This window comes from Chryseobacterium sp. C2(2020) (genome assembly GCF_014218915.1).
Classification (GTDB): Bacteria; Bacteroidota; Bacteroidia; order Flavobacteriales; family Weeksellaceae; genus Chryseobacterium; species Chryseobacterium mucoviscidosis.
The window spans coordinates 207904-228579 of the sequence record NZ_JACLCT010000002.1 but is presented as its reverse complement, the minus strand read 5'-3'; the positions used below and the strand labels follow the sequence as shown (position 1 = coordinate 228579).

Annotated in this window: 21 protein-coding genes and 1 pseudogene; 13 read left to right on the top strand and 9 right to left on the bottom strand. The window is 36.6% G+C overall.

Annotation, left to right across the window (positions count from 1 at the left end; all coding sequences use genetic code 11):
- Positions 1 to 19 precede the first annotated feature (19 nt).
- From H6W52_RS02325 to H6W52_RS02305, 5 genes are all read left to right on the top strand, one after another.
- A complete protein-coding gene (locus tag H6W52_RS02325) occupies positions 20 to 358 on the top strand; it encodes a hypothetical protein (RefSeq protein ID WP_228457502.1) in 339 nt (112 codons plus the stop codon).
- An 18-nt stretch (positions 359 to 376) separates the two neighbouring features.
- Entirely contained in the window at positions 377 to 943 is a 567-nt protein-coding gene (gene efp / locus H6W52_RS02320; RefSeq protein WP_087709289.1) for an elongation factor P, read from the top strand.
- A 182-nt stretch (positions 944 to 1125) separates the two neighbouring features.
- Complete coding sequence (locus H6W52_RS02315) at positions 1126 to 2028, top strand: LpxD N-terminal domain-containing protein (RefSeq protein ID WP_116096029.1); 903 nt, start codon at positions 1126 to 1128, stop codon at positions 2026 to 2028.
- Between the two features lie 91 nt (positions 2029 to 2119).
- The gene (sucD, locus tag H6W52_RS02310) at positions 2120 to 2992 is read left to right on the top strand and encodes a succinate--CoA ligase subunit alpha (protein WP_047488432.1); all 873 of its coding nucleotides are present in this window, start codon (positions 2120 to 2122) and stop codon (positions 2990 to 2992) included.
- Positions 2993 to 3008: 16 nt separating this feature from the next.
- Positions 3009 to 3671 (top strand): porin family protein, encoded by a 663-nt coding sequence (locus H6W52_RS02305; protein ID WP_116096031.1) that lies wholly within the window; start codon positions 3009 to 3011, stop codon positions 3669 to 3671.
- 81 nt (positions 3672 to 3752) lie between these two features.
- On the opposite strand, the gene H6W52_RS02300 is transcribed toward H6W52_RS02305, so the two are convergent.
- From H6W52_RS02300 to H6W52_RS02290, 3 genes are all read right to left on the bottom strand, one after another.
- The gene (locus tag H6W52_RS02300) at positions 3753 to 5060 is read right to left on the bottom strand and encodes an ABC transporter permease (protein WP_116096033.1); all 1308 of its coding nucleotides are present in this window, start codon (positions 5058 to 5060) and stop codon (positions 3753 to 3755) included.
- Between the two features lie 2 nt (positions 5061 to 5062).
- Entirely contained in the window at positions 5063 to 5974 is a 912-nt protein-coding gene (locus tag H6W52_RS02295) for an ABC transporter ATP-binding protein (protein WP_116096035.1), read from the bottom strand.
- 92 nt (positions 5975 to 6066) lie between these two features.
- Entirely contained in the window at positions 6067 to 6417 is a 351-nt protein-coding gene (locus H6W52_RS02290) for a T9SS type A sorting domain-containing protein (protein WP_076395580.1), read from the bottom strand.
- A 120-nt stretch (positions 6418 to 6537) separates the two neighbouring features.
- Between H6W52_RS02290 and hemB the strand changes: the two genes are divergently transcribed.
- Entirely contained in the window at positions 6538 to 7527 is a 990-nt protein-coding gene (hemB, locus tag H6W52_RS02285) for a porphobilinogen synthase (protein ID WP_076395578.1), read from the top strand.
- A 182-nt stretch (positions 7528 to 7709) separates the two neighbouring features.
- Here hemB and H6W52_RS02280 read toward each other — a convergent pair whose 3' ends face one another.
- A complete protein-coding gene (locus tag H6W52_RS02280) occupies positions 7710 to 8438 on the bottom strand; it encodes a hypothetical protein (RefSeq protein ID WP_116096037.1) in 729 nt (242 codons plus the stop codon).
- A gap of 176 nt (positions 8439 to 8614) precedes the next feature.
- Here H6W52_RS02280 and lptB point away from each other — a divergent pair.
- From lptB to H6W52_RS02265, 3 genes and pseudogenes are all read left to right on the top strand, one after another.
- Positions 8615 to 9340 (top strand): annotated as a pseudogene (lptB, locus tag H6W52_RS02275) (LPS export ABC transporter ATP-binding protein); the annotation flags it as partial.
- Between the two features lie 501 nt (positions 9341 to 9841).
- Entirely contained in the window at positions 9842 to 11572 is a 1731-nt protein-coding gene (locus H6W52_RS02270) for an ABC transporter ATP-binding protein (protein WP_116096286.1), read from the top strand.
- A 133-nt stretch (positions 11573 to 11705) separates the two neighbouring features.
- Positions 11706 to 12662 carry a helix-turn-helix transcriptional regulator gene (locus tag H6W52_RS02265; protein WP_116096041.1) on the top strand — a complete coding sequence of 319 codons (957 nt, stop codon included), beginning with the start codon at positions 11706 to 11708 and terminating at the stop codon, positions 12660 to 12662.
- 370 nt (positions 12663 to 13032) lie between these two features.
- On the opposite strand, the gene H6W52_RS02260 is transcribed toward H6W52_RS02265, so the two are convergent.
- A complete protein-coding gene (locus tag H6W52_RS02260; RefSeq protein ID WP_087709278.1) occupies positions 13033 to 13533 on the bottom strand; it encodes a DinB family protein in 501 nt (166 codons plus the stop codon).
- A gap of 483 nt (positions 13534 to 14016) precedes the next feature.
- On the opposite strand from H6W52_RS02260, the gene H6W52_RS02255 reads away from it, so the two are divergent.
- The 4 genes from H6W52_RS02255 (at position 14017) to H6W52_RS02240 (ending at position 17884) form a co-directional block, all read left to right on the top strand.
- Positions 14017 to 14586 carry a cob(I)yrinic acid a,c-diamide adenosyltransferase gene (locus tag H6W52_RS02255; protein WP_116096043.1) on the top strand — a complete coding sequence of 190 codons (570 nt, stop codon included), beginning with the start codon at positions 14017 to 14019 and terminating at the stop codon, positions 14584 to 14586.
- Positions 14576 to 15205 (top strand): thiamine diphosphokinase, encoded by a 630-nt coding sequence (locus tag H6W52_RS02250; RefSeq protein ID WP_116096045.1) that lies wholly within the window; start codon positions 14576 to 14578, stop codon positions 15203 to 15205. Before H6W52_RS02255 ends, H6W52_RS02250 begins: the two co-directional genes overlap by 11 nt.
- Positions 15206 to 15503: 298 nt before the next feature.
- Entirely contained in the window at positions 15504 to 16379 is an 876-nt protein-coding gene (locus H6W52_RS02245; RefSeq protein ID WP_116096047.1) for a tyrosine-protein phosphatase, read from the top strand.
- Positions 16380 to 16489: 110 nt separating this feature from the next.
- Positions 16490 to 17884, top strand: coding sequence for an arginine decarboxylase (locus tag H6W52_RS02240; RefSeq protein ID WP_116096049.1), 1395 nt, complete (start codon positions 16490 to 16492; stop codon positions 17882 to 17884).
- Between the two features lie 131 nt (positions 17885 to 18015).
- Here H6W52_RS02240 and H6W52_RS02235 read toward each other — a convergent pair whose 3' ends face one another.
- The 4 genes from H6W52_RS02235 to H6W52_RS02220 all read right to left on the bottom strand — a co-directional run bounded on the left by H6W52_RS02235 (position 18016) and on the right by H6W52_RS02220 (position 20675).
- Positions 18016 to 18675: an HAD family hydrolase gene (locus H6W52_RS02235; protein ID WP_116096051.1), complete on the bottom strand. Its 660-nt coding sequence runs from the start codon at positions 18673 to 18675 to the stop codon at positions 18016 to 18018.
- A 58-nt stretch (positions 18676 to 18733) separates the two neighbouring features.
- On the bottom strand, positions 18734 to 19084 hold the full coding sequence (locus H6W52_RS02230) for an alpha/beta hydrolase family protein (RefSeq protein WP_116096053.1): 351 nt from the start codon (positions 19082 to 19084) through the stop codon (positions 18734 to 18736).
- A gap of 114 nt (positions 19085 to 19198) precedes the next feature.
- On the bottom strand, positions 19199 to 20095 hold the full coding sequence (locus H6W52_RS02225) for an alpha/beta hydrolase (RefSeq protein WP_157967228.1): 897 nt from the start codon (positions 20093 to 20095) through the stop codon (positions 19199 to 19201).
- Positions 20096 to 20099: 4 nt separating this feature from the next.
- Complete coding sequence (locus H6W52_RS02220) at positions 20100 to 20675, bottom strand: hypothetical protein (RefSeq protein WP_116096057.1); 576 nt, start codon at positions 20673 to 20675, stop codon at positions 20100 to 20102.
- Position 20676: the final 1 nt, after the last annotated feature.

Here is a 20676-nt window from a genome sequence, read left to right as displayed (position 1 = left end):
AAGTTTAGCTCAGTTATCAATGAAAAGTCTGATTTTTGTTTTAATGTGTTTTACAGCATCTTTTTTGTCCGGACAACAGACAGAAGGATTAAAAACGGAAAAAACAGCCAAGACTTCTATTCTGGAAAGAAGACTGCCTTCAAAATCCAATGACAGCATTGCTAAACATAATCTTAATGATATTCTGAAACAGAATAATTCCGGCGGAAACTCAATTTTTGGAACCGCAAATCCCTATCATTCCGAGATCCAGACGAATGTGAACAGGCTGAATAATAATGTGAATTCATTCAATAATAATGTTTTCAACAGACTGCCAACTCAGGGAGAAGGAATACAATTTAACAAAAGAAAATAAAAAATATATAATAAATTAATGGCAACAAGTAACGATATCAGAAAAGGACTTTGCATCGAATACAGCAACGATATTTATAAAGTTATCGAATTCCTTCACGTAAAACCGGGAAAAGGTCCTGCTTTCGTTAGAACAAAATTAAAATCTGTAACCAACGGTAAAGTAATCGACAATACTTTCTCTGCAGGTCACAAAATTGAAGAAGTAAAGGTAATTACCAGAAAATTCCAGTATCTTTATGATGATGAGAACGGATTTCACTTCATGAATAATGATGACTTCTCTCAATTATATTTAAATAAAGAAATGATTGAAAACTCAAACCTTATGAAAGCAGGTGAAGAAGTAACCATCATTTTGAAAGAAGTGGACGAAACTCCGCTTTCTGCAGAACTTCCGCAATCTGTTTACCTTGATGTAATAGAAGCAGATCCGGGAGTAAAAGGAAACACAGCAACCAACGCTCTTAAAAATGCAATCGTAGAAACAGGAGCAAGAGTAATGGTTCCTCTGTTCATTGAGCCGGGAGACAAAATCAAAGTAAGCACAGAAGACGGTTCTTACTTAGAAAGAGTAAAAGAATAATTATTCACAAATAATATGAGGCTGGAAGTATAACAACTTTCAGCTTTCATTTTTTATGGCAGCCTTGTAGTTTACCCTGAGCTTGTCGAAGGGGCAGTCGGGCTGCGATTAAAGTTGGAAAAACAAAGCCGTGTCAGGATTTTAAGACACCGTTGAAAATTTAAAACATCATTTAAAAAAATATGACGTTTCATCAACCCCAAAAACTGAAAACCATTGCCGAACTTATCGGGGCAAAATTTGTAGGTTCAGAAGACTTCGAAGTATTGGGAACGAACGAAATTCACATGGTAAAAGCCGGTGAAATCGTTTTTGTTAACCATCCGAAATATTACGATAAAGCATTAAATTCTGCTGCGACGATTATTTTAATTGATAAAGAAGTGGAATGTCCAGAGGGAAAAGCACTGTTGGTTTCCGAAGACCCTTTCAGAGATTTCAATAAAATCAATACCCACTTTACAAGAATTTATAACTTCACCGAAGAACTTCATGATGTCGAAATAGGAGAGGGAACAAAAATTCATGCTTCTGCGGTTATCGGAAATAATGTGAAAATAGGAAAAAATACCCTGATTTTTCCTAATGTTGTCATTGGCGACAGAACCGTAATTGGCGACAATGTAGTGATTCAGTCCAATACTGTTCTAGGAGGCGATGCTTTTTATTACAGAAAACTGAACGGCAATTTCGACCGCCTGATTTCGGTAGGAAACGTAGTGATCGAAAACAATGTAGAGATCGGAAACGGTTGTACAATCGACAGAGGAGTTACAGATTCTACCATTATCGGAGAAGGTTCCGTTCTGGATAATCAGATCCAGATCGGGCACGATACCGTTATCGGAAAAAAATGTCTTATCGCTTCTCAGGTCGGTATTGCAGGATGCTGCGTTATCGGTGATGAGGTTACCTTATGGGGACAGGTCGGCATTGCTTCAGGAAATAAAATCGAGAGCGGAGCTGTATTATTAGGGAAAACCGGAGTAAACAGAGACCTCGAAAAAGGAACTTACATCGGGATGTTTGCAGAAGATTTTAAAACGTATCTTAAAAAAGAAGTCAAACTGAGAAATCTCAAATAAACAAATTAGTTAGATTTATCTTTAATCAAAGAAATTTAATTAAATTTGTGTGCATTTAAAAAAGTAATAAATAAATTAAATAAATAATAAAATGTCAATTTTAGTAAACAAAGATTCTAAAGTAATTGTACAAGGATTTACAGGGAACGAAGGTACTTTCCACGCAAGCCAGATGATCGAATACGGAACTAACGTAGTAGGTGGTGTTACTCCGGGAAAAGGAGGAAGCGAGCACTTAGGGAAGCCTGTATTCAATACGGTAGCAGATGCTGTAGAAAAAGCCGGAGCTAACGTAAGTATCATTTTCGTACCGCCTGCATTTGCTGCTGACGCTATTATGGAAGCTGCTGAAGCAGGAATCAAAGTAATTGTATGTATTACTGAAGGTATTCCTGTAGCGGATATGGTGAAAGTAAAATCTTACATTGCTGACAGAGACTGCAGATTAATCGGTCCGAACTGCCCGGGAATCATTACTTCTGAAGAAGCTAAAATTGGGATTATGCCAGGTTTCGTTTTCAAAAAAGGTAAAGTAGGTATCGTTTCTAAATCAGGAACTCTTACTTACGAAGCTGCAGATCAGGTAGTAAGAGCGGGTTACGGTATCTCTACAGCAATCGGTATCGGTGGAGACCCGATCATCGGAACAACTACAAGAGAAGCTTTGGAATTATTCATCAACGATCCTGAAACTGAAGCGGTTGTAATGATCGGAGAAATCGGTGGAGGTCTTGAAGCTGAAGCAGCAAGATGGTACAAAGCAAGTGGTTCTACAAAGCCAGTTGTAGGTTTCATCGCAGGACAGACTGCTCCAAAAGGTAGAACAATGGGTCACGCAGGTGCAATCGTAGGCGGAGCAGAAGATACAGCTCAGGCTAAGATGGAAATCATGAGAGAAAACGGAATTAACGTGGTAGACTCTCCTGCAGACATCGGTGCTACTGTTGCAAAAATTCTAGGATAACATAAAACATAACGATATGAAAAAATTTTTATTAGCCTCTGCATTGGCACTTTCTACCATGTCTTTCGCACAGATCGATTTTGGCAGCACAAGATTCGGTGTTACTGTAGGAGGAAACTATTCCCGAGTGAAGAATGCTCACAATCCTTCCGGACCGAGATATACCGTTCAGGCAGGAGTATTGGCTTTAATACCGATAGGTTCAGCCAACCAGTTTTTCATACAGCCTGAAGTAGTTTACTTTGGAGCAGGAGAAACAGGAAAGGATAAGGATGCTAAAAACTATCCCGGTTATGATGCGGTATACGCAAATAACTATCTGAGTGTACCGATCTCGTTTAAAGGGTATTTTTCTGAATCTGAATCTGAATTTTTTGGGTTAATAGGTTCCAGATTTAATTTTTTATTAAGTCAGAACGTTAAAAACGCACCTAAGATCTACTACACAAAAGATCAGATTGATCCGAATTATCCTAATGTAAACGGTAAAGCGAGTTCATTTAACTTTGGAATAGGACTAGGAGTAGGATATAGTTATAAAAGACAGCTTGAACTTACGGCAAAATATGATTTCGGAGTTACGAATACATATCCTGGCCTTGATCAGGAGCCGAAAGGGACCAATAAAGGAAAGTCTGAGCAGGTTCTTAGTGTAAGCTTAAGCTACATCTTCAAATAAAAATTGATTCTAATCAAAACATAAAAACTCCCGAAACTTAATGTTTCGGGAGTTTTTTTATTTAAAAATTCTGTTTAAAACTTATCCTTTAATCCATTTCCAGATTTCCTTCAGAGTCGCTTTATTTCCGTACATTAAAATTCCTACACGGTAAATTTTACCTGCCAGAAATATCATAAAAAGAGTCGTTCCTAAAAGCAAGCCAATAGACAGCGCAATCTGCCACGCCGGAACTCCGTAAGGAATTCTCGCGATCATTGCCACAGGAGACGTAAACGGAATAATAGAAAGCCAGAATCCTAAAGGACCATCCGGATTATTCATTAGCGTAAAACTTCCGTACATTCCAAGCATTAAAGGCAGTACAGCAAACAAGGTGAACTGCTGTGTCTCTGTTTCGTTATCTACAGCAGAACCGATTGCGGCATAAATTGAACTGTAAAAGATATATCCCAAAAGGAAAAATGTTATAAAAACGAAAATAATTAATGGGAAATTCAGTTCCAGTAAACTGTGTGAAATCTGGGTTCCCATCTGTAAAATATCAAATTTTTCAGCAACACCTTCATTTCCGGGAATATTTTTAGGAATAGCAGAAAATCCGGTATTCAGCACCAAAGCTCCGATAACCGACATGGTGATCCAAACGATAAATTGAGTAAGTGCAACCATTGTTACCCCCAGAATTTTACCCATCATCAGTTCAAAAGGTTTTACCGAAGAAATAATAATTTCCACAACACGGTTGTTTTTCTCTTCCAGTACGCTTCTCATCACCCTAACTCCGTAAATAATGATAAACATAAAAGTAACGTACATTAAAAGCATACTCAGAACACTTTTCACGCCGAAAGCAAGATCAGAATCTTCTTTGTTATTTTCCGAGACGTTAATTGTTTTTAAATTGAAACTTTTATCCAGATTATCAAGCTGTAGCTCAGCAATGCCCAGTTTCTTTATTTTTTCTTTTTTGATGACTTCGTTAATGTCCGAAACAATCTTCTGCTTCGTATCGAACCCGATTTTATTGTTGATGATAAGTCTCGTATTCTTTTCCAGTTCATCAAAATTCTGATCTTTCAGTTCAGGCAGAACCAAAATCCCGTCTAAAGATTCATTGTTCTTAAGATTATTGATTTTTGACTTTTCATCTGCCGCAGAAACAAAAACATAGTTCAGTTTATCATTCGATTTCAGTTGATTTTTAAACAGACCGTTTTTGTCAACTACTTCAATAATGCTGTGAGATTCATTTGCCTTAAACATCAAACCGATAACAGCACCAAAACCCAGTAAAAGAATCGGAGCTAAAAGCGTTAATATGATGAAAGATTTTTTCTTAACCTGCGTAAGAAATTCTCTTTTTGTAATTAAAAAAATGTTATTCATAATTAAGAATTATTGCTTACCGCATTAATAAACACCTCGTTCATACTCGGAATTTTTTCATCGAATGACCTTACTTTTCCTACTTTTATCAGATCCAGAAGAATATGATTCTGGTCGGCTTCATTTTTCAGATCAAAAGAAAGTAAATTGTTTTCATTACTAATATTGAAAATTTCATATTTATTTCTGAAAGCCTCCAGTTGAGAATCATTGACATCAGAAACCGTGATCCCAAAAATATTTTTCTTGAATTTCTCGCGTACATCGAAAACCCTTCCGTCGATAATTTTTTTTGAGTTATTAATCAGAGCCACATAATCGCACATTTCCTCAACACTTTCCATTCGGTGAGTAGAAAGGATGATGGTAGTTCCGTTATTCTTAAGATCAATAATCTGGTCTTTAATTAAATTGGCATTCACAGGATCAAAACCCGAAAAAGGTTCATCAAGAATCAATAAATGCGGACGGTGAAGAACAGTAACCACAAACTGGATTTTCTGCGCCATTCCTTTTGACAGCTCAGACAGCTTTTTCTTCCACCATTGGTCGATGTGAAGTTTATCAAACCATTTTTTTGCCTCAGTTAAAGCATCATTCTTTTTCATGCCTTTCAACTCTCCGAAGTAGAGAAGCTGATCTCCAACCGTCATGTTTTTATACAGCCCGCGTTCTTCAGGCATATATCCGATATCTTTGATGTGATCCGGATTAAGCTTTTGTCCGTTGATCTGTATTTCTCCGGAATCCGCCTGTGTAATCTGATTGATGATCCGGATAAAAGAAGTTTTTCCGGCTCCGTTCGGACCTAAAAGCCCATAAACACTTCCTTTCGGAACATGGATGCTGAAATCATCCAAAGCTACCTTTTTACCTGCGTTATAGGTCTTTCTAATATGTTCAGCTTTTAGCATTAATTTGTTTTTATAATTAGGATAAAAATGTTCCGAAAGTTACGGAATAATTAAGCTAAAAGAAAAAATCCTGATGATTATCAGGATTTAAATTATTGTTTCATAATCTGCGTGACTTTCATTGTATTGTCACTCAGAATATATCGGATTAAATATTTACCCGGCTTTAATTTTTCAATATTAATCTCTCCGGAATTCATGTTGACTGAATAACTTGCAACCTGCGTACCTAAAATCGAATAGAAAATCACACTTCGGATTTTCAGGTTAGGATCTTTAGCCTTTACGATAAGGAAATCCTTTGCCGGATTAGGATAAGCAACAAGCACTCCGTCATCAGACTTCTGAGAGAAGGAAGCCGGCTCTTTAATCTGCGCTTTCATATTGTTGGAAAATCCAACAAATGCGCCTAAAAAGATAAACAAAAGTAAAAGTTTTCTCATCAAATTATAATTTCTAAGGGATATTTTAACAAAAATAATTAATTCTGCAATTCTACGCAATAGTTTTTTATATAAGTTGTAGTAAATTTGCATTAAATTTCATTCAAAAAGTATTCCAAAATGATACATTCAAGAAATAGAAGGCTGAGAGTAAACGAATCTGTAAGAAGTCTGGTAAGAGAATGTTCTCTTACAACCAACGATTTTGTAATGCCGATCTTCGTAATGGAGGGCGAAAATAAAGAAGAACCGATCCCGTCGATGCCGGGAATTTTCAGAAGGAGTATTGATCTGACGGTGAAAGAATGTAAGGAATTATTTTCTTTAGGTGTAAAAGCGGTTAATCTTTATATGAAGGTTTCAGAAGACCTGAAGGACAATACCGGAAAAGAAGCATGGAATAAAAACGGACTGATGCAGAACACGATCAGGGCGATCAAAGATGCGCTTCCCGAAATGGTAGTAATGCCCGATGTTGCTTTAGATCCGTATTCTATTTACGGTCACGACGGAATTATCGAAAACGGAAAAATTGTAAATGATGCTACAAACGATGCTTTGGCAAGAATGTCAGTGTCACACGCAGAAGCCGGAGCAGACATTGTGGCACCAAGTGATATGATGGATGGCAGAGTTCAGGTCATTCGTGAAGCATTGGAAGACAGCGGATTTACCGATGTGGGTATTTTAAGCTATGCTGCAAAATATGCAAGTTCTTTCTACGGACCTTTCAGAAGTGCATTAGACAGTGCACCGAAAGATAATATGGAAATTCCTAAGGATAAAAAAACATATCAGATGGATTTTCATAATTCCAGAGAAGCGTTGAACGAAGTTTTTAAGGATATTGAAGAAGGAGCCGACATTATCATGATTAAACCGGGACTTCCGTATCTGGATATTGTTTCTAAAGTACGTGAAGCGATTGATCTTCCGATTGCGGTTTACAACGTGAGCGGAGAATATGCTATGGTAAAAGCGGCTGCGCAAAACGGATGGCTGGATAATGACAAAACTATCATCGAAAGCTTAACCTGCTTTAAAAGAGCCGGAGCAGATATGATTTTCACGTATTTCGCGAAAGAAGCTGCAATGATTTTGAACAGATAATTTTTTCAAATTATACTTTAAATAAAAAACATTTCGGATCGAAATGTTTTTATCAATAGAAACGGGCTTTAGCCCGTTTTTTATTGATGAACTCCAAATTAGGCTTTAACCAAAACTTATTTTGAAACCAAAGAAAATGAATGACGATTATAAACTTTGGCTAAAACCCGATTATAAGAATATCAGGAAATATTAAAATCTTTTCCTTTCGTAAATTTTGCAGCAAAAGGAGCCTGATTTCCTGTATATTTCAGGACAAAATTCTTTTTTGTGTCCGTATCAACATTGGCTTTCACTTCAACATCCTGTGTCTGGAAACTCACATCAAGATTTACTCCCGCGTCTTTTTCAAGATTAATTTCCACACTTTCTGCATAAAATAAAGAAGTACTCAGATAATTAAATTTGATATTCTTCCTGTATGATCTGGATTCGTTTTGTGTAAATTCAGAATATTTTCTAAGGATTTCTATTCCGGGAGAATCTATGTTGGTGATTCTGGATTTTGTAACCCCATTTACCTTTACAGAAAAATCTTTCGCATTTTTAATGTCGCCTTTAATTCCGATATTGAAAAGAGAGGGAAGAGCAAGTCCGAATTCAATCATGCTGTCTTTCGTAAATTCAAAATCAGGAATCAGAGCCGGAAATTTCTGAACATTCATCAGTTGATTTTTAACCGTACTTAACTGGTCGCTGCCAAATAAATAGCCTATGAGATTATTATTCGTGGTTCTCCAGTTTCTTCCGTTCCATTCGTAGATTTCACAAAGCAAAGTATCGGTGGAAGAATGCGGAAGCAGATCCATATCCTGCCATTTGAAAACTTCTTTCGCATAAGGTCTTCGGTTGATGATGTTTACACCAAGATCTAAAGCTAAAAGCTCGGTAAGCTGTTGATTATTTTCCATAGTAATAATAAGTGTTGATGAAAGTCTAAAATTATGGAAATAAAATAAAGTTTTTAAAAATTTTGAGTTAAATATTATTCGAAGAATCTTTAAACGATGTATTAAAATTTCACAAAACTTTCAAGTCCATTTTGTAATCTAAAATTTGAATTCAAAAAAACTTTATCTTTGCCCTTATGATTTTACGCGGAGAAAACTTAATCAAAGAATACGGTCCTAAAAAAGTAGTAAAAGGCGTTTCTGTACAGGTTCAGCAGGGAGAAATTGTGGGTTTGCTTGGTCCGAACGGAGCAGGAAAAACCACTTCGTTTTATATGATTGTCGGTTTGGTTAAGCCTACTTCCGGAAAAATTTTCCTCGACAAACAGGAAATTACAACCGATGCGATGTACCGCAGAGCTCAGAAAGGTATTGGTTATCTGGCTCAGGAAGCGTCTGTTTTCCGTAAACTTTCCGTAGAAGACAATATCATGGGCGTTTTACAGTTAACCAAGCTTTCAAAGCGCGAACAGCAGATGAAATGCGATGAGCTGATTGAAGAATTTTCCTTACAGCATGTCCGTAAAAACCGTGGAGACCTTTTGTCAGGAGGGGAAAGACGTAGAACAGAGATCGCAAGATGTCTTGCCACTGATCCGAGTTTTATTCTTCTGGATGAACCTTTCGCTGGAGTAGACCCGATTGCGGTAGAAGATATCCAAAAAATCGTAAGAAGTCTTACGGATAAAAACATCGGAATCCTCATTACCGACCACAACGTACAGCAGACTCTGGCAATTACCAACAAAACATACATCATGTTCGAAGGAAGAATCCTGAAAGAAGGACTTCCGGAAGAACTGGCAAACGATCCGCAGGTAAGAGAAGCTTATTTAGGAGAAAACTTCGTTTACCAGAGTATTTTTGATAAGCCGAACAAGAAAAGCTATGCTTACAATATCTGGGCTGGAAATTTCGATTCTAAAACCCAGTTTCAGAATTTTGTGGATGAAAATTTTGCGCAGTTTGATGATCTCAGATTGCTGTATGGCTTTGAAGACATCAGTTTTGCCTCATTGGGGAATTCCGAAATTCAGCATATTTTCAATGATGTGGTGGATAAAAATGCCAACAATTCTTTTGTGTTTCAGAAGAAAGAGATTAATTCAATGTATTCTTTAGAGCAGGCAGAATCAGACTCAAAAGCAGCGAGTAAACCTGAGTTGCATTACCTTACAACTTACGTATTCGAAAATTAAATTAAAGCAATTATTTGCTGAAAAATAGAATAAAACGTACCTTTTTCTCTGTAAAACGGTACGTTTTTTATTTAAAATCATCGTATGGCAAAACCTTTCAACAGAACTGTCACCTTATTCGGAATCTATAAACAGCTTGTTCCTTTCATCAGACCGTATCGTTTGATGATCTACGGAACGCTATTTCTAACCTTTTTAGGAGCTTTGGCGGCGCAGGTCAATCCTTTGGTTTTAAAATACACGGTAGATGAGGTAACCAAACTTACACATCTTCCGCATCCGATGTCGGAAGGAATTCATATTCTCGTTATCATCTCCGTTATATTATTGGGAAAAGAACTGCTGAACATCTTCATCAATTTCGGACAGAAATTCTATGGCGAAAAGATCAGAATTAATGTAAGTTCTATTCTCGCACAATCTGCCATCGACAAAATTTTAACTTACAGAGTTGCCTATTTTAATGATGAAAACCACGAATCCGGAAAATTGCAGATCAGAATAGACAGAGGAATTGAAAGTCTAACACGACTGGTGCAGAACTTTTTTATCGATATGCTGCCTTTGTTTTCCAACGCGATTATTGCTTTAATCATCATGTATCTGCAAAATGTATATGTGGGAATTGTTTCCACCATCATTGTTCCGATCTATTTTTATGTAAGCTCATTACAGGCGAAGAAGTTAAGCGGAGTACGACGAACTCTGCGAAACCAGCGTGAACAGAAAACTTCAGGACTTTTAAATTTAATCAACTCCATCATGGTGATTAAAAGTTTTGTCCGCGAAAAATTCGAAGGAAAAAAACAGTACGACTTGCAGATGCAGTTGATGGAGAGTCAGATGTTTACAAGAAAAACAAATTTTATTTATGATGGTTTAAAAACATTCATTGAACAGTTCGGAGTGGTTTTGATAATCCTTCTGACGGTTTACCTAGTTCTCGATCAGCAGATGACCATCGGAGCGATTATGCTTCACATCATGCTTTTCAATAATGTTTCGGCTCCCATTCGACAACTGCACAGAATTTATGATGATATGAATGATGCGATGATTTATGCAGAAGGTTATTTTGATATTTTAAATGCAGACGACGAAAAAGAACCGAACGGTAATTTTGTAGAAAAAGAAATCAAAGGAAATTTTGAACTGAAAAACATCAATTTCACGTATCCAAACGGGACACAGGCTTTACACGATGTTTCCATGAAATTTGAAAACGGAAAAACCACTGCTTTGGTCGGATTAAGTGGCGCAGGAAAATCAACGATTATCAATCTTCTGTGCAAATTTTACCTTCCCGATTCCGGAGAAATTCTTTTGGATGGGGTAGATCTCAATCATTTCGACAATACTTTTCTGAGAAACGATCTGGGATTGGTACTTCAGAAGAACCATATTTTTCAGGGAAGTATCGAAGACAATATCCGATACGGAAATATGAATGCTACTTTCGAAGAAATTGAGGAAGCGGCTAAAAAAGCCTATCTGCATGAACAGATTTTAGATTTACCCGAAAAATATAATCACGATGCAACGCAACTTTCGGGAGGACAACAGCAGAGAATTGCCATCGCCAGATTATTCTTAAAAAATCCTCCGATTATTTTCCTTGATGAACCAACGGCGAGCCTCGATGCCATCGCCACAGAACAGATCAAAAATTCTCTGGATGCGATAAAAGAAGGCAGAACCGTAATTATTATTTCCCATTCTTTATCGCAGATTTTAGATTCAGATAAAATTTATGTGATGAAAAAAGGCAGAGTTGTGGAAAGCGGAACGCACGATGAACTGGTACAGATCAACGGAACCTACAGAGAAATTTTTGATGCCTCTGCAAGAAGTTTAAATCTGGATAAATTGGTTAATACTTATAATGATAAAAGATAAAAGATAAAAGATAAAAGATAAAAGATAAAAGATAAAAGATAAAAGATAAAAGATAAAAGATAAAAGATAACTTTGCTAAAACACTAAAACACTAAAACACTAAAACACTAAAACACTCCGACCTTCATACCCAATGAACTATCATTACCTCAAAAAACTCGACCGCGTCACCGCAATTCTTACACAATTACAGTCGAAACCGCTTGTAAGAGCGCAGGATCTGGCTGCAAAATTTGATGTGAGTGTAAGAACCATTTACCGCGACGTAAAAACACTGGAAAATGCCGGAATTCCGATCATTGGTGAAGCAGGAAGCGGTTATTCTCTGATGGATGGCTACAAATTGCCACCTGTTATGTTTACCAAAGAAGAAGTTCTGAGTTTCATCACCGCCGAAAAACTGATGCAGAAATTTTCACATCAGAGTTTGGGAAATCATTATCAGACCGCGATGGAAAAAGTGCGTTCCGTTTTAAAATTTTCCGACAGAAATTTAATCCAGAATATTGAAAATCAGATTGATATTTTTCAGTATCATGCCGAAACCGAAGATACCATAAAAGATGTTCTTCCGACAATTTTAGAAAGTATTGGAGAAAAACGGCAGTTACTTATAGAGTATAAAACTGTTGATGATAAAATTTCAACGAGAACCATCGAAGCTGTTGGCGTTTTCTTTGAATTCAATTATTGGTACATCATGGCTTACTGTACCTTGAGAAATGACTTTCGGCAATTTCGTATTGACCGGATTTTAAAGATTTCGAAAACCCATAATCCGTTTTTAGGAGAGTATGGGCAGATTAATGATTACAGACAAAGCAGCAACGGCAATAAAACACGCGTAAGACTTTTGGTGGAGAAAAAGATCATGACTTTTCTGGTCAATTCCAAAAAATACTACGGTCTAACCAAAGAAATTGATGCCGAAAACGGAATGGTAGAACTCACTTTCGAAACAGAATCCATCAAAGACGGATTTCCGCGCTGGCTGATTACTTTTGCAGATTATGCAACAATTTTAGAACCCGAAACCCTCAAAGTACAACTCAATGATTTGTTGTCAAAGATTGCGGACAAGCATCAATAAAAACCCCAACAATTGCTATTGAGGTTTCAATAATTTAAAAATGATAAACTTAAATTTTTATTTTTTGCCGCAAAAGAAGCAAATGATTAACACTTTAGTTATTTTAAGCTTAATGATTAATATAAAAAGAACACATAAGTTAACAAAAATCAAAGATTCCTTTTGCAAACCTTTTGAAATATCTTAATAAATTCTATAAAGTCTTTTGCGGTTAAATTTAAAATTAGCTTAAACAAACTTCATGTTTAAAGAAGAACGGATCCGCAGATCATAAAAGTTCGTTAAAATTTAATCTATGAGACGCATCTCCGCTCTTTTTCCTTACTGCGGTTTCGTGAGAGAATCAATGATTTCAGTTTGAACAAAGGCATTAACGAACCGAAAATCTCTCCCAAAAAAAAGGCGGTTCAATTCCCAAAGCTCTTAAATAAACATACCCTTGTCCACGGTGATGAATTTCATTATCAACAAAATACAGAATATTCTGATACACAGGGAATTCATACTGTCCGAATAAATTAAAAGTCTCCTGAAAACGCTCCTCCGAAATCTGCGCAAAATAATGATTGATCGTTTCCGTTTCTTCGTCCCACTTTTTCAGAAGCTCCTCCTTCGTTTTCGGCACAAAACCTTCTTCATTGTAAGCTTCCATATTCTTGTCGACAATCCCCTTCAAAGCAGGTCCGCCAATGCTGATTAACTCAACCGCTAACTTTGCGAACGGTCTCATTCCCGCAATCGAAAATTCAAATAAATCCTTTTCAGGAAACGCTTCGATCACTCTTCTCGTTAAATTTCTGTGACCCTGCCAATGTTCTAATAATTGTTCCGAAGTCATAAACTGTTTTGTGATGGTTGCTGTAGTTGTCATAGTTTTAATGTTGTTTGTTATTGTTGATACAAAGATAAACCGCGGTGATGACAACAGTTTGTCAGTAGGATTTTCAGGATAAAAATTTTTTTCTTTTTAAAATAATTTTTAATATTTCTCCGTTAGATAATCATACTTAAAGCAATGTTAGGTAGATAAATAATTTGAGGGTGACCGGTTTTTAATCGGTCATTTTTTATTTAAAAACAAAAAATCCAGGTTAATATAACAGTTAGCATTAGCGATGTCATCCTGAGCGCGAAGCAGTCGAAGGATCTTTATTTTTTAAGAAGCTGTTTCCAGCTTTCCGCACTCGCTATTTACAAAGTTTGGGCTGCGGCGGCTTTGCCGCCGCAGCCCAAACTTTGTAAATGAGCTCAGACAAATGCTGCAATCTGGGCTAGGTCGCAGCCGGAATCACAAATGTAAAGTTCCTTAAACTCAAAATTTGTAAACCTAATTTTAAAAAACTAATTTAGTCCTATGAAAATTTATACAAAAACAGGAGATAAAGGTCAGACCGCTTTGTACGGCGGAACAAGAGTTTCAAAAGCAAGTGCAAGAGTCGACAGTTACGGAAATATAGACGAGCTGAATTCCTTCATCGGAATCGCCAAAAGCCATATTGAAGATGAAGAAGTGTTAAGACAACTGAAAAAAATCCAGTTCGATTTATTTACTGTAGGTTCCGAAGCGGCAACTCCCGTGGATAAACTCATGTTGGCAAACGGAAAATCGCGGCTTCCTTTAATCATTTCAGATGCCGAAATCGAAGAACTCGAAAACTGGATGGATGCTTTTGACGAAAAATGCGAACCGCTCCAGTATTTTATTCTTCCCGGAGGCGGAAAAGCAGCAACATTTTTACATGCAGCACGTACAATCTGCAGAAGAGCAGAACGTTCTTTGGTATTCTTAAACGAATCGGAAGAAGTACGTCCGGAACTTATTAAATACCTGAACAGACTTTCCGACTATCTTTTCGTTCTGGCAAGATACATTTCAAAAATCAACAACGAACCGGAAGAATACTGGAACCCGAATGAAAGATAAAGTACTGCTTTTCATCAACGGAGATCCTCCCAAATCTTTTCCCAACATTGAAGAATACCGTCTCATTGCCTGTACAGACGGTGCTTTTCATTATCTTAAGAACCTGAATTTCCCTTTAGATAAGCTGGATTTTATTTCCGGGGATTTCGACTCGCATTCCGGCTCGGATGAAAATATATATGAAGACAAATTCATTTATACGCCCGATCAGGATAAAACGGATTTTCAGAAAGCTTTGGAAATTATTGCAGAAAAAGACTTTAAAAAAGTAGATGTTTTCGGTGGAAGTGGAGGAGAACAGGATCATTTTCTGGGAAATCTTACCGTGGCTTTTGGTTTTAAAGATCAATTCGATATCAAATTCTATGATGAATTTTCCGAGTATTATTTTATTCCGAAACAATTTGCTGTAACAGGAGTGAAAGACAAAATGATTTCTTTGTATCCGTTTCCTGCAGTTGAAAATATTACGACCAAAGGTCTGAACTGGGCTTTAACCAATGGAAATTTAGATATTACTTCCAGAATCGGAACACGAAATTTTGCTGTGGAAGATGAAGTTTCTATTCAATATGAAACAGGAGATTTGCTGATTTTTGTTGGGAAAAACTATTTGTAGTGTAAACACTAATTGCACGAATGTTTTCACAAATTGCACAAATTTATTTTTGTAATTAAGAATAAATAATGAACTAATTGAATCAATAGGAAAGTACTTTGCTCAGTTTTCTAATTGCTAATGTTTTCACAAATTGCACGAGCTTGATTTTATAAAAAAAATAATAAAGTTATCCGCATCAATAGGAACGGGCTTTAGCCCGTTTTCAAATTAAAAAACATCAACTGGCTTTAGCCAAGACATAAAATATCAAACCCGAACATCGGTGTAGATTCGTGAAATATGTGAGAAAATAAAAATGAAAAACCTCATCAAAATATCATTCCTGGCCATCACATTACTCTGTGTTTTCTCCTGCAAGACACAGCAATTTTCCACACCCGAATTTGGAAAAAGAGAAGCAGGAAAAGATATTCAGATTAAAAAAGTCAACAATTTCAGAACGGTTGGAAACATCAGAAATATTGACGGAAGAACCCTGAAAGAAGGAAAACTGTACAGAAGCGGAAATTTATATAAACTGAAAAATACTTCTTTTAAACAAATTGAAAATTTAGGCATCAGAGAAATTATCGATCTTCGGAATTCAAAGGAAATTGCAAAGAAGCCCGATCATCTTCCGGAAGGAATTGTTTACAAAAATTATTCAGCGTTTGAAGACAAAGGCGATCAGTTGGATCAGGCAAAGAAATTGGTCTTAAAAGGAAAAGTCAACGGTGCAGATGCGGACAAAAGAATGCATGATTTTTATAAAGACTACGTTACGGAAAACCCAGAAATCATAAGAAAAATTATCACAGAAATTTTAGAATCAGATCAGCCTGTTTTATATCACTGCACCGCAGGGAAAGACAGAACCGGAATCACAACCGCTCTCATTCTTACGATTTTAAAATTCGATAAAGAAACCATTTACAACGATTATCTTTTATCCAATAATTACAGGAAAAAATTAATCGATAAAAGACTTCATCTCGCCCATAACCTGCATTTTATCTACCCGAAAATGGACATTACAGTTCTCGAGAAATTAAGCTGGATAGAAACCGCTTATCTGGATGCCGCTTTTAATGAAATTAACAACAAATACGGTTCTATAGACCGATATATTCAAGAGGTTTTAAAAATTTCTGAAAATAAAAGGCAGGAATATATTCTCAAGTTTACATATTGATAATCTAGCTTTATTTTCTTCAATAAAATCCATTAAAATTTATAATAATTTTAACGCTAAAAAACCAAACTTTTTTAGCAATTTTGCATTCTTAATTCACTTGTTTAGAAATGAAAATAAAGTACTCGGAACTTATTGATCAGACGTTGTATTTCCCGACCGAGGAATTCAATGTTTCTGAGAACAATTTGTTGTTTCACGACATTCCTTTAATGGATGTTGTTGAAAAATTTGGCACCCCGCTAAAAATTAGCTACCTGCCGAGAATTTCTCAAAATATCCAGAAGGCAAAAAGCTGGTTCAGGGAAGCCTTTGAGAAAACCGATTATAAAAAGAATTATAGATATTGCTATTGTACAAAATCCAGTCATTTTAAATTTGTATTGGAAGAGGCTTTAAGAAACGACATTTCCATAGAAACTTCTTCAGCCTATGACATGGATATCGTAAAATCTCTTTACAAAGAAGGAAAAGTAACGAAAGATATAGAAGTAATCTGCAACGGTTTCAAAACAGACGATTATCTGGCGAAAATTTCGGAGATGATTAACAGCGGTTTTGAAAATATTACCCCGATTCTGGATAATTACCGTGAGCTGGATAAACTTACAGAAAGCATTGATACCACTTTCGATATCGGAATCAGAATCGCTTCTGAGGAAGAACCGAAGTTCGAATTTTATACCTCAAGATTAGGAATCGGATACAAAGATATCATTCCTTACTACAGCCAGAAAATTGCAGAGCATCCGAATGCAAGACTGAAAATGCTTCATTTCTTCATCAATACCGGAATCAAAGACACAGCCTATTACTGGAACGAATTGTATAAATGTCTTCGTGTATACGCGCGTCTGAAGAAAATTGCTCCGGAAGTCAACTCTCTGAATATCGGAGGAGGTTTCCCGATCAAAACATCTTTGCAGTTCGATTACGATTATCAGTACATGGTGGAAGAGATCGTTTCTCAGATCAAGAAATTCTGTGAAGAGGAAGGAGTGGAAGAACCGAATATTTATACAGAATTCGGAAGTTTTACTGTTGGTGAAAGCGGCGCCAATATTTATAAAATCATTTCCCAGAAACGTCAGAACGACAGAGAAAAATGGAATATGATCGATTCTTCTTTCATGACGACGCTTCCCGATACATGGGCAATTTCCAGACACTTTATCATGCTTCCGTTGAATCGTTGGGACGATACGTACGAAAGAGTTTTCTTGGGTGGATTAACTTGTGATTCGGATGATTATTATAATTCTGAACAGCATACCAACGCGATTTATCTGCCTGTTTTCAGCGATACAAAACCTCTGTATATCGGATTTTTCCATACAGGAGCGTATCAGGAAACCATCGGAGGATACGGCGGAGTTCATCACTGCTTAATGCCGCAGCCGAGACACATTTTGATTCAGAAAGACGAAAACGGTGAGTTGCAGTATGAAATTTTCCGTGAAAAACAGGAACCGGAAGATGTGCTGAAACTTTTGGGTTACAAATAAATATTTAAACACAAACAGCACAAATTTTTGCACTAAAAACACAAGTAATAATTGTGAAGTTTTTGAAAACTATTCGTGCAATTAGTGTTTAATAAAAACAAAAGCTCTCAGATGTTGAGAGCTTTTCCTGTTTAAAAATATTTTGAAATCTTATCCAGTTCCAGTTCGGCATAATCCGAAACCACAATATTTGCCAACGTATAATCCTGATTTTTAGAATGCGGACTTCTGTATGCGGCACAAAAAATATTTGCCCGATGTGAGGCTAAAATCCCATTCGTGGAATCTTCAATCACCATACAGTTTTCTACCGGTTCATTGGCCATTTCTGCGGCAAGAAGAAAAACTTCAGGATGAGGTTTGGATTCTTTCAGGTCGGCTCCGCTTATCTTTCCTCCAAAATATTGTTCAAGCTCAAATTTTTCAAAAACCATATTGATGGTTGCCATCGTTGCGGAAGAAGCGAGAATCAATTTGATCCCGTTGTCGTAATAATGCTTTATCAGTTCTCTTACGCCTGAAATCAGATCAAATTCTTCATCATTATAAAAGTATTCCTTAAAATAATCTCTTTTGGTTTTTGCAATGTCTTCGTACGTCTGTTTTAGATTAAATTCTTGAATCAGAGTTTCACAGACTCTTTTGGTAGAAGCTCCGGTAAATGAAGCGTATAACTCTTCCGAAACGTCGTTTCCAAGATCGTTAAAAGTTTTAAAATAGGCTTTTCTGTGCAGAGGTTCCGTATCCACAATCACGCCATCCATATCGAACAGCACAGCTTTTAAAGGCATATCTGAATTTTTTTACTAAAATAATAAACGTTTCAGAATTGAAGCAAATATTTTTCGATTACTTTTTAAATTTCGCGATCCAGTCTGCCATTTCAGCCAACACTTTTGGGGAAATTGTCTGTTCAATTTCCGAATATTCTGAAAATGCTCCGGTTGTAGCTTCCTGAAACAAATGATTCAATCCGGAAATTTCCTCCGTTCTGAAATTTTTGTTTCCTGCTTTCGTCAGCGATTTTTTAATGGCTTCCAGATTTTCTTTCGCCGGAACCTGAAAATCTAAACTTCCGTTCAATGCCAGAACAGGGATTTTTAATTTTGAAAGATATTCATCAGGATTAAATTTCACGAAATACGTAAACCAGCTTTTAGAAATCTGCTGCTCCATATTTCCGATGGCTTCCTCATTCATCTGATCTTTAAAATTTTTAAGTAAAAACTCATGAAGATCCTTTTCATAACGGTTTCCGGAATAATTTTTAATAAAACCGTAAATGCCGGAATTTATTTTTTTATTGGCTTCAAGCTATGCTTCACTTTGTCCCATTAATTTTCCGGCAAGATAATTCTGCTGTACCAGAAGTTGGTCTATAGAAGTTCCCGGAGCCGCCATCAGAACCGTAAACTTTACATTTTTATTGCCCGCTGCAACCATCGGAGCGATCATTCCACCCTCAGAATGTCCCAGTAAACCGATGTTTTTATAACCTTTAGACATTAAATAATCCACTGCCGAATTTATATCTGTCGAAAAATTATAGGTAGTATCATTTCCTGAACCTTGCGAAGAACCTCCGATTCCTCTGTCGTCAATTCTTAATGTGGCAATGCCCTGTTTTGCAAAATAATCGGCAATAACGGCGAAAGGTTTATGTTCAAAAATTTCTTCATCACGATTTTGACTTCCGGAACCGGTGATCAGAATGACAACAGGCTGGTTTTTATCAAAATTTTTAGGCTGTGAAATCGTTCCGGCTAACGTATTTTTGTCTTTCGGATTCTGAAAGGTGATGTCTTCCGTATCATAATTGAAAGGCGGTTTTGGTGTTTGAGGACGGTTGATGACGAAGTTTTCAGTATTGGGTATAAAAGTAAGAGGGACACTGAAATTTCCCTGTCTGAAAGTTCCTTCAATTTTTCCGTTGCTGAATTTTCCTTTATAACTTACACCAAGTGCCTGTTGTTCAAAACTCAGTTCACCGTCTGTAAAATCTGTTTTGTCGACCGGAATATCTTTTGCTCCCTGTTTCGGGCTGTCTACAGTGGAAGAGTAGCTGTTTCCGTCTTTTTTGATATTCAGGATAAAAGGCAATTTCATTCCCTGGACATCAATATCTCCTTTCCACGATCCGACAATATTCTGTGCGTTAATTAGTTGGATGAAAAATAAAGAGAATGCGGCAAGTAATGTTGTTAATTTCATGGAATTAAATATTGATAAGAATTTTTGAAATAATTTCTGCGATAAGAAGAGCAACGGCAAAACCAGCAAAATGCTGCCATTTTTTAGCATTCACGGACGTTTTAAACCCGTTAACCAGTAAAGTGATGTAATATACCGTAATCATTAAAAGGACACAGCTGATGACAAGCAGCAAAGCCAGATCTAATGGTTTCAGTTGAAGATGCTGAATATCATTCCGCTGATTTAAAATCTGATCTCCGATTCTGGTAAGAATAGGGCTTGAAGTAATAACCGCACCAATATACATCGGGAATCTGGAAACCGTGGCAGTATTAAAAATATCAATTGAACGGGTTTTCCTGTTAATAATTTTTCCGGCGATCAGAAGGGTTACAAAAATACAGGCGACATTGATGCCGTTTTCTTTTAGACTGGTCAGAAAATCTGTTTCACTCTGATGAATATCGAGAACACCGTCGTAAGTAACATCTAAAAAAGAACCGAGTAAAGCACCAGTCAGCGTTAATAGAATTCCGGTTATAAAAAGCTGTTTCTCACTGTAAATCCCAAAAGGGTTAAAAATCAATTTCCAGTTCATG

Excerpts from the sequence above, each read along its gene's own strand:
- H6W52_RS02325 (WP_228457502.1), top strand. The coding sequence starts at position 20 with ATGAAAAGTCTGATTTTTGTTTTAATGTGTTTTACAGCATCTTTTTTG.
- efp (WP_087709289.1), top strand. The coding sequence starts at position 377 with ATGGCAACAAGTAACGATATCAGAAAAGGACTTTGCATCGAATACAGC.
- H6W52_RS02315 (WP_116096029.1), top strand. The coding sequence starts at position 1,126 with ATGACGTTTCATCAACCCCAAAAACTGAAAACCATTGCCGAACTTATC.
- sucD (WP_047488432.1), top strand. The coding sequence starts at position 2,120 with ATGTCAATTTTAGTAAACAAAGATTCTAAAGTAATTGTACAAGGATTT.
- H6W52_RS02305 (WP_116096031.1), top strand. The coding sequence starts at position 3,009 with ATGAAAAAATTTTTATTAGCCTCTGCATTGGCACTTTCTACCATGTCT.
- H6W52_RS02300 (WP_116096033.1), bottom strand. The coding sequence starts at position 5,060 with ATGAATAACATTTTTTTAATTACAAAAAGAGAATTTCTTACGCAGGTT.
- H6W52_RS02295 (WP_116096035.1), bottom strand. The coding sequence starts at position 5,974 with ATGCTAAAAGCTGAACATATTAGAAAGACCTATAACGCAGGTAAAAAG.
- H6W52_RS02290 (WP_076395580.1), bottom strand. The coding sequence starts at position 6,417 with ATGAGAAAACTTTTACTTTTGTTTATCTTTTTAGGCGCATTTGTTGGA.
- hemB (WP_076395578.1), top strand. The coding sequence starts at position 6,538 with ATGATACATTCAAGAAATAGAAGGCTGAGAGTAAACGAATCTGTAAGA.
- H6W52_RS02280 (WP_116096037.1), bottom strand. The coding sequence starts at position 8,438 with ATGGAAAATAATCAACAGCTTACCGAGCTTTTAGCTTTAGATCTTGGT.
- H6W52_RS02270 (WP_116096286.1), top strand. The coding sequence starts at position 9,842 with ATGATCTACGGAACGCTATTTCTAACCTTTTTAGGAGCTTTGGCGGCG.
- H6W52_RS02265 (WP_116096041.1), top strand. The coding sequence starts at position 11,706 with ATGAACTATCATTACCTCAAAAAACTCGACCGCGTCACCGCAATTCTT.
- H6W52_RS02260 (WP_087709278.1), bottom strand. The coding sequence starts at position 13,533 with ATGACAACTACAGCAACCATCACAAAACAGTTTATGACTTCGGAACAA.
- H6W52_RS02255 (WP_116096043.1), top strand. The coding sequence starts at position 14,017 with ATGAAAATTTATACAAAAACAGGAGATAAAGGTCAGACCGCTTTGTAC.
- H6W52_RS02250 (WP_116096045.1), top strand. The coding sequence starts at position 14,576 with ATGAAAGATAAAGTACTGCTTTTCATCAACGGAGATCCTCCCAAATCT.
- H6W52_RS02245 (WP_116096047.1), top strand. The coding sequence starts at position 15,504 with ATGAAAAACCTCATCAAAATATCATTCCTGGCCATCACATTACTCTGT.
- H6W52_RS02240 (WP_116096049.1), top strand. The coding sequence starts at position 16,490 with ATGAAAATAAAGTACTCGGAACTTATTGATCAGACGTTGTATTTCCCG.
- H6W52_RS02235 (WP_116096051.1), bottom strand. The coding sequence starts at position 18,675 with ATGCCTTTAAAAGCTGTGCTGTTCGATATGGATGGCGTGATTGTGGAT.
- H6W52_RS02230 (WP_116096053.1), bottom strand. The coding sequence starts at position 19,084 with ATGAATGAGGAAGCCATCGGAAATATGGAGCAGCAGATTTCTAAAAGC.
- H6W52_RS02225 (WP_157967228.1), bottom strand. The coding sequence starts at position 20,095 with ATGAAATTAACAACATTACTTGCCGCATTCTCTTTATTTTTCATCCAA.
- H6W52_RS02220 (WP_116096057.1), bottom strand. The coding sequence starts at position 20,675 with ATGAACTGGAAATTGATTTTTAACCCTTTTGGGATTTACAGTGAGAAA.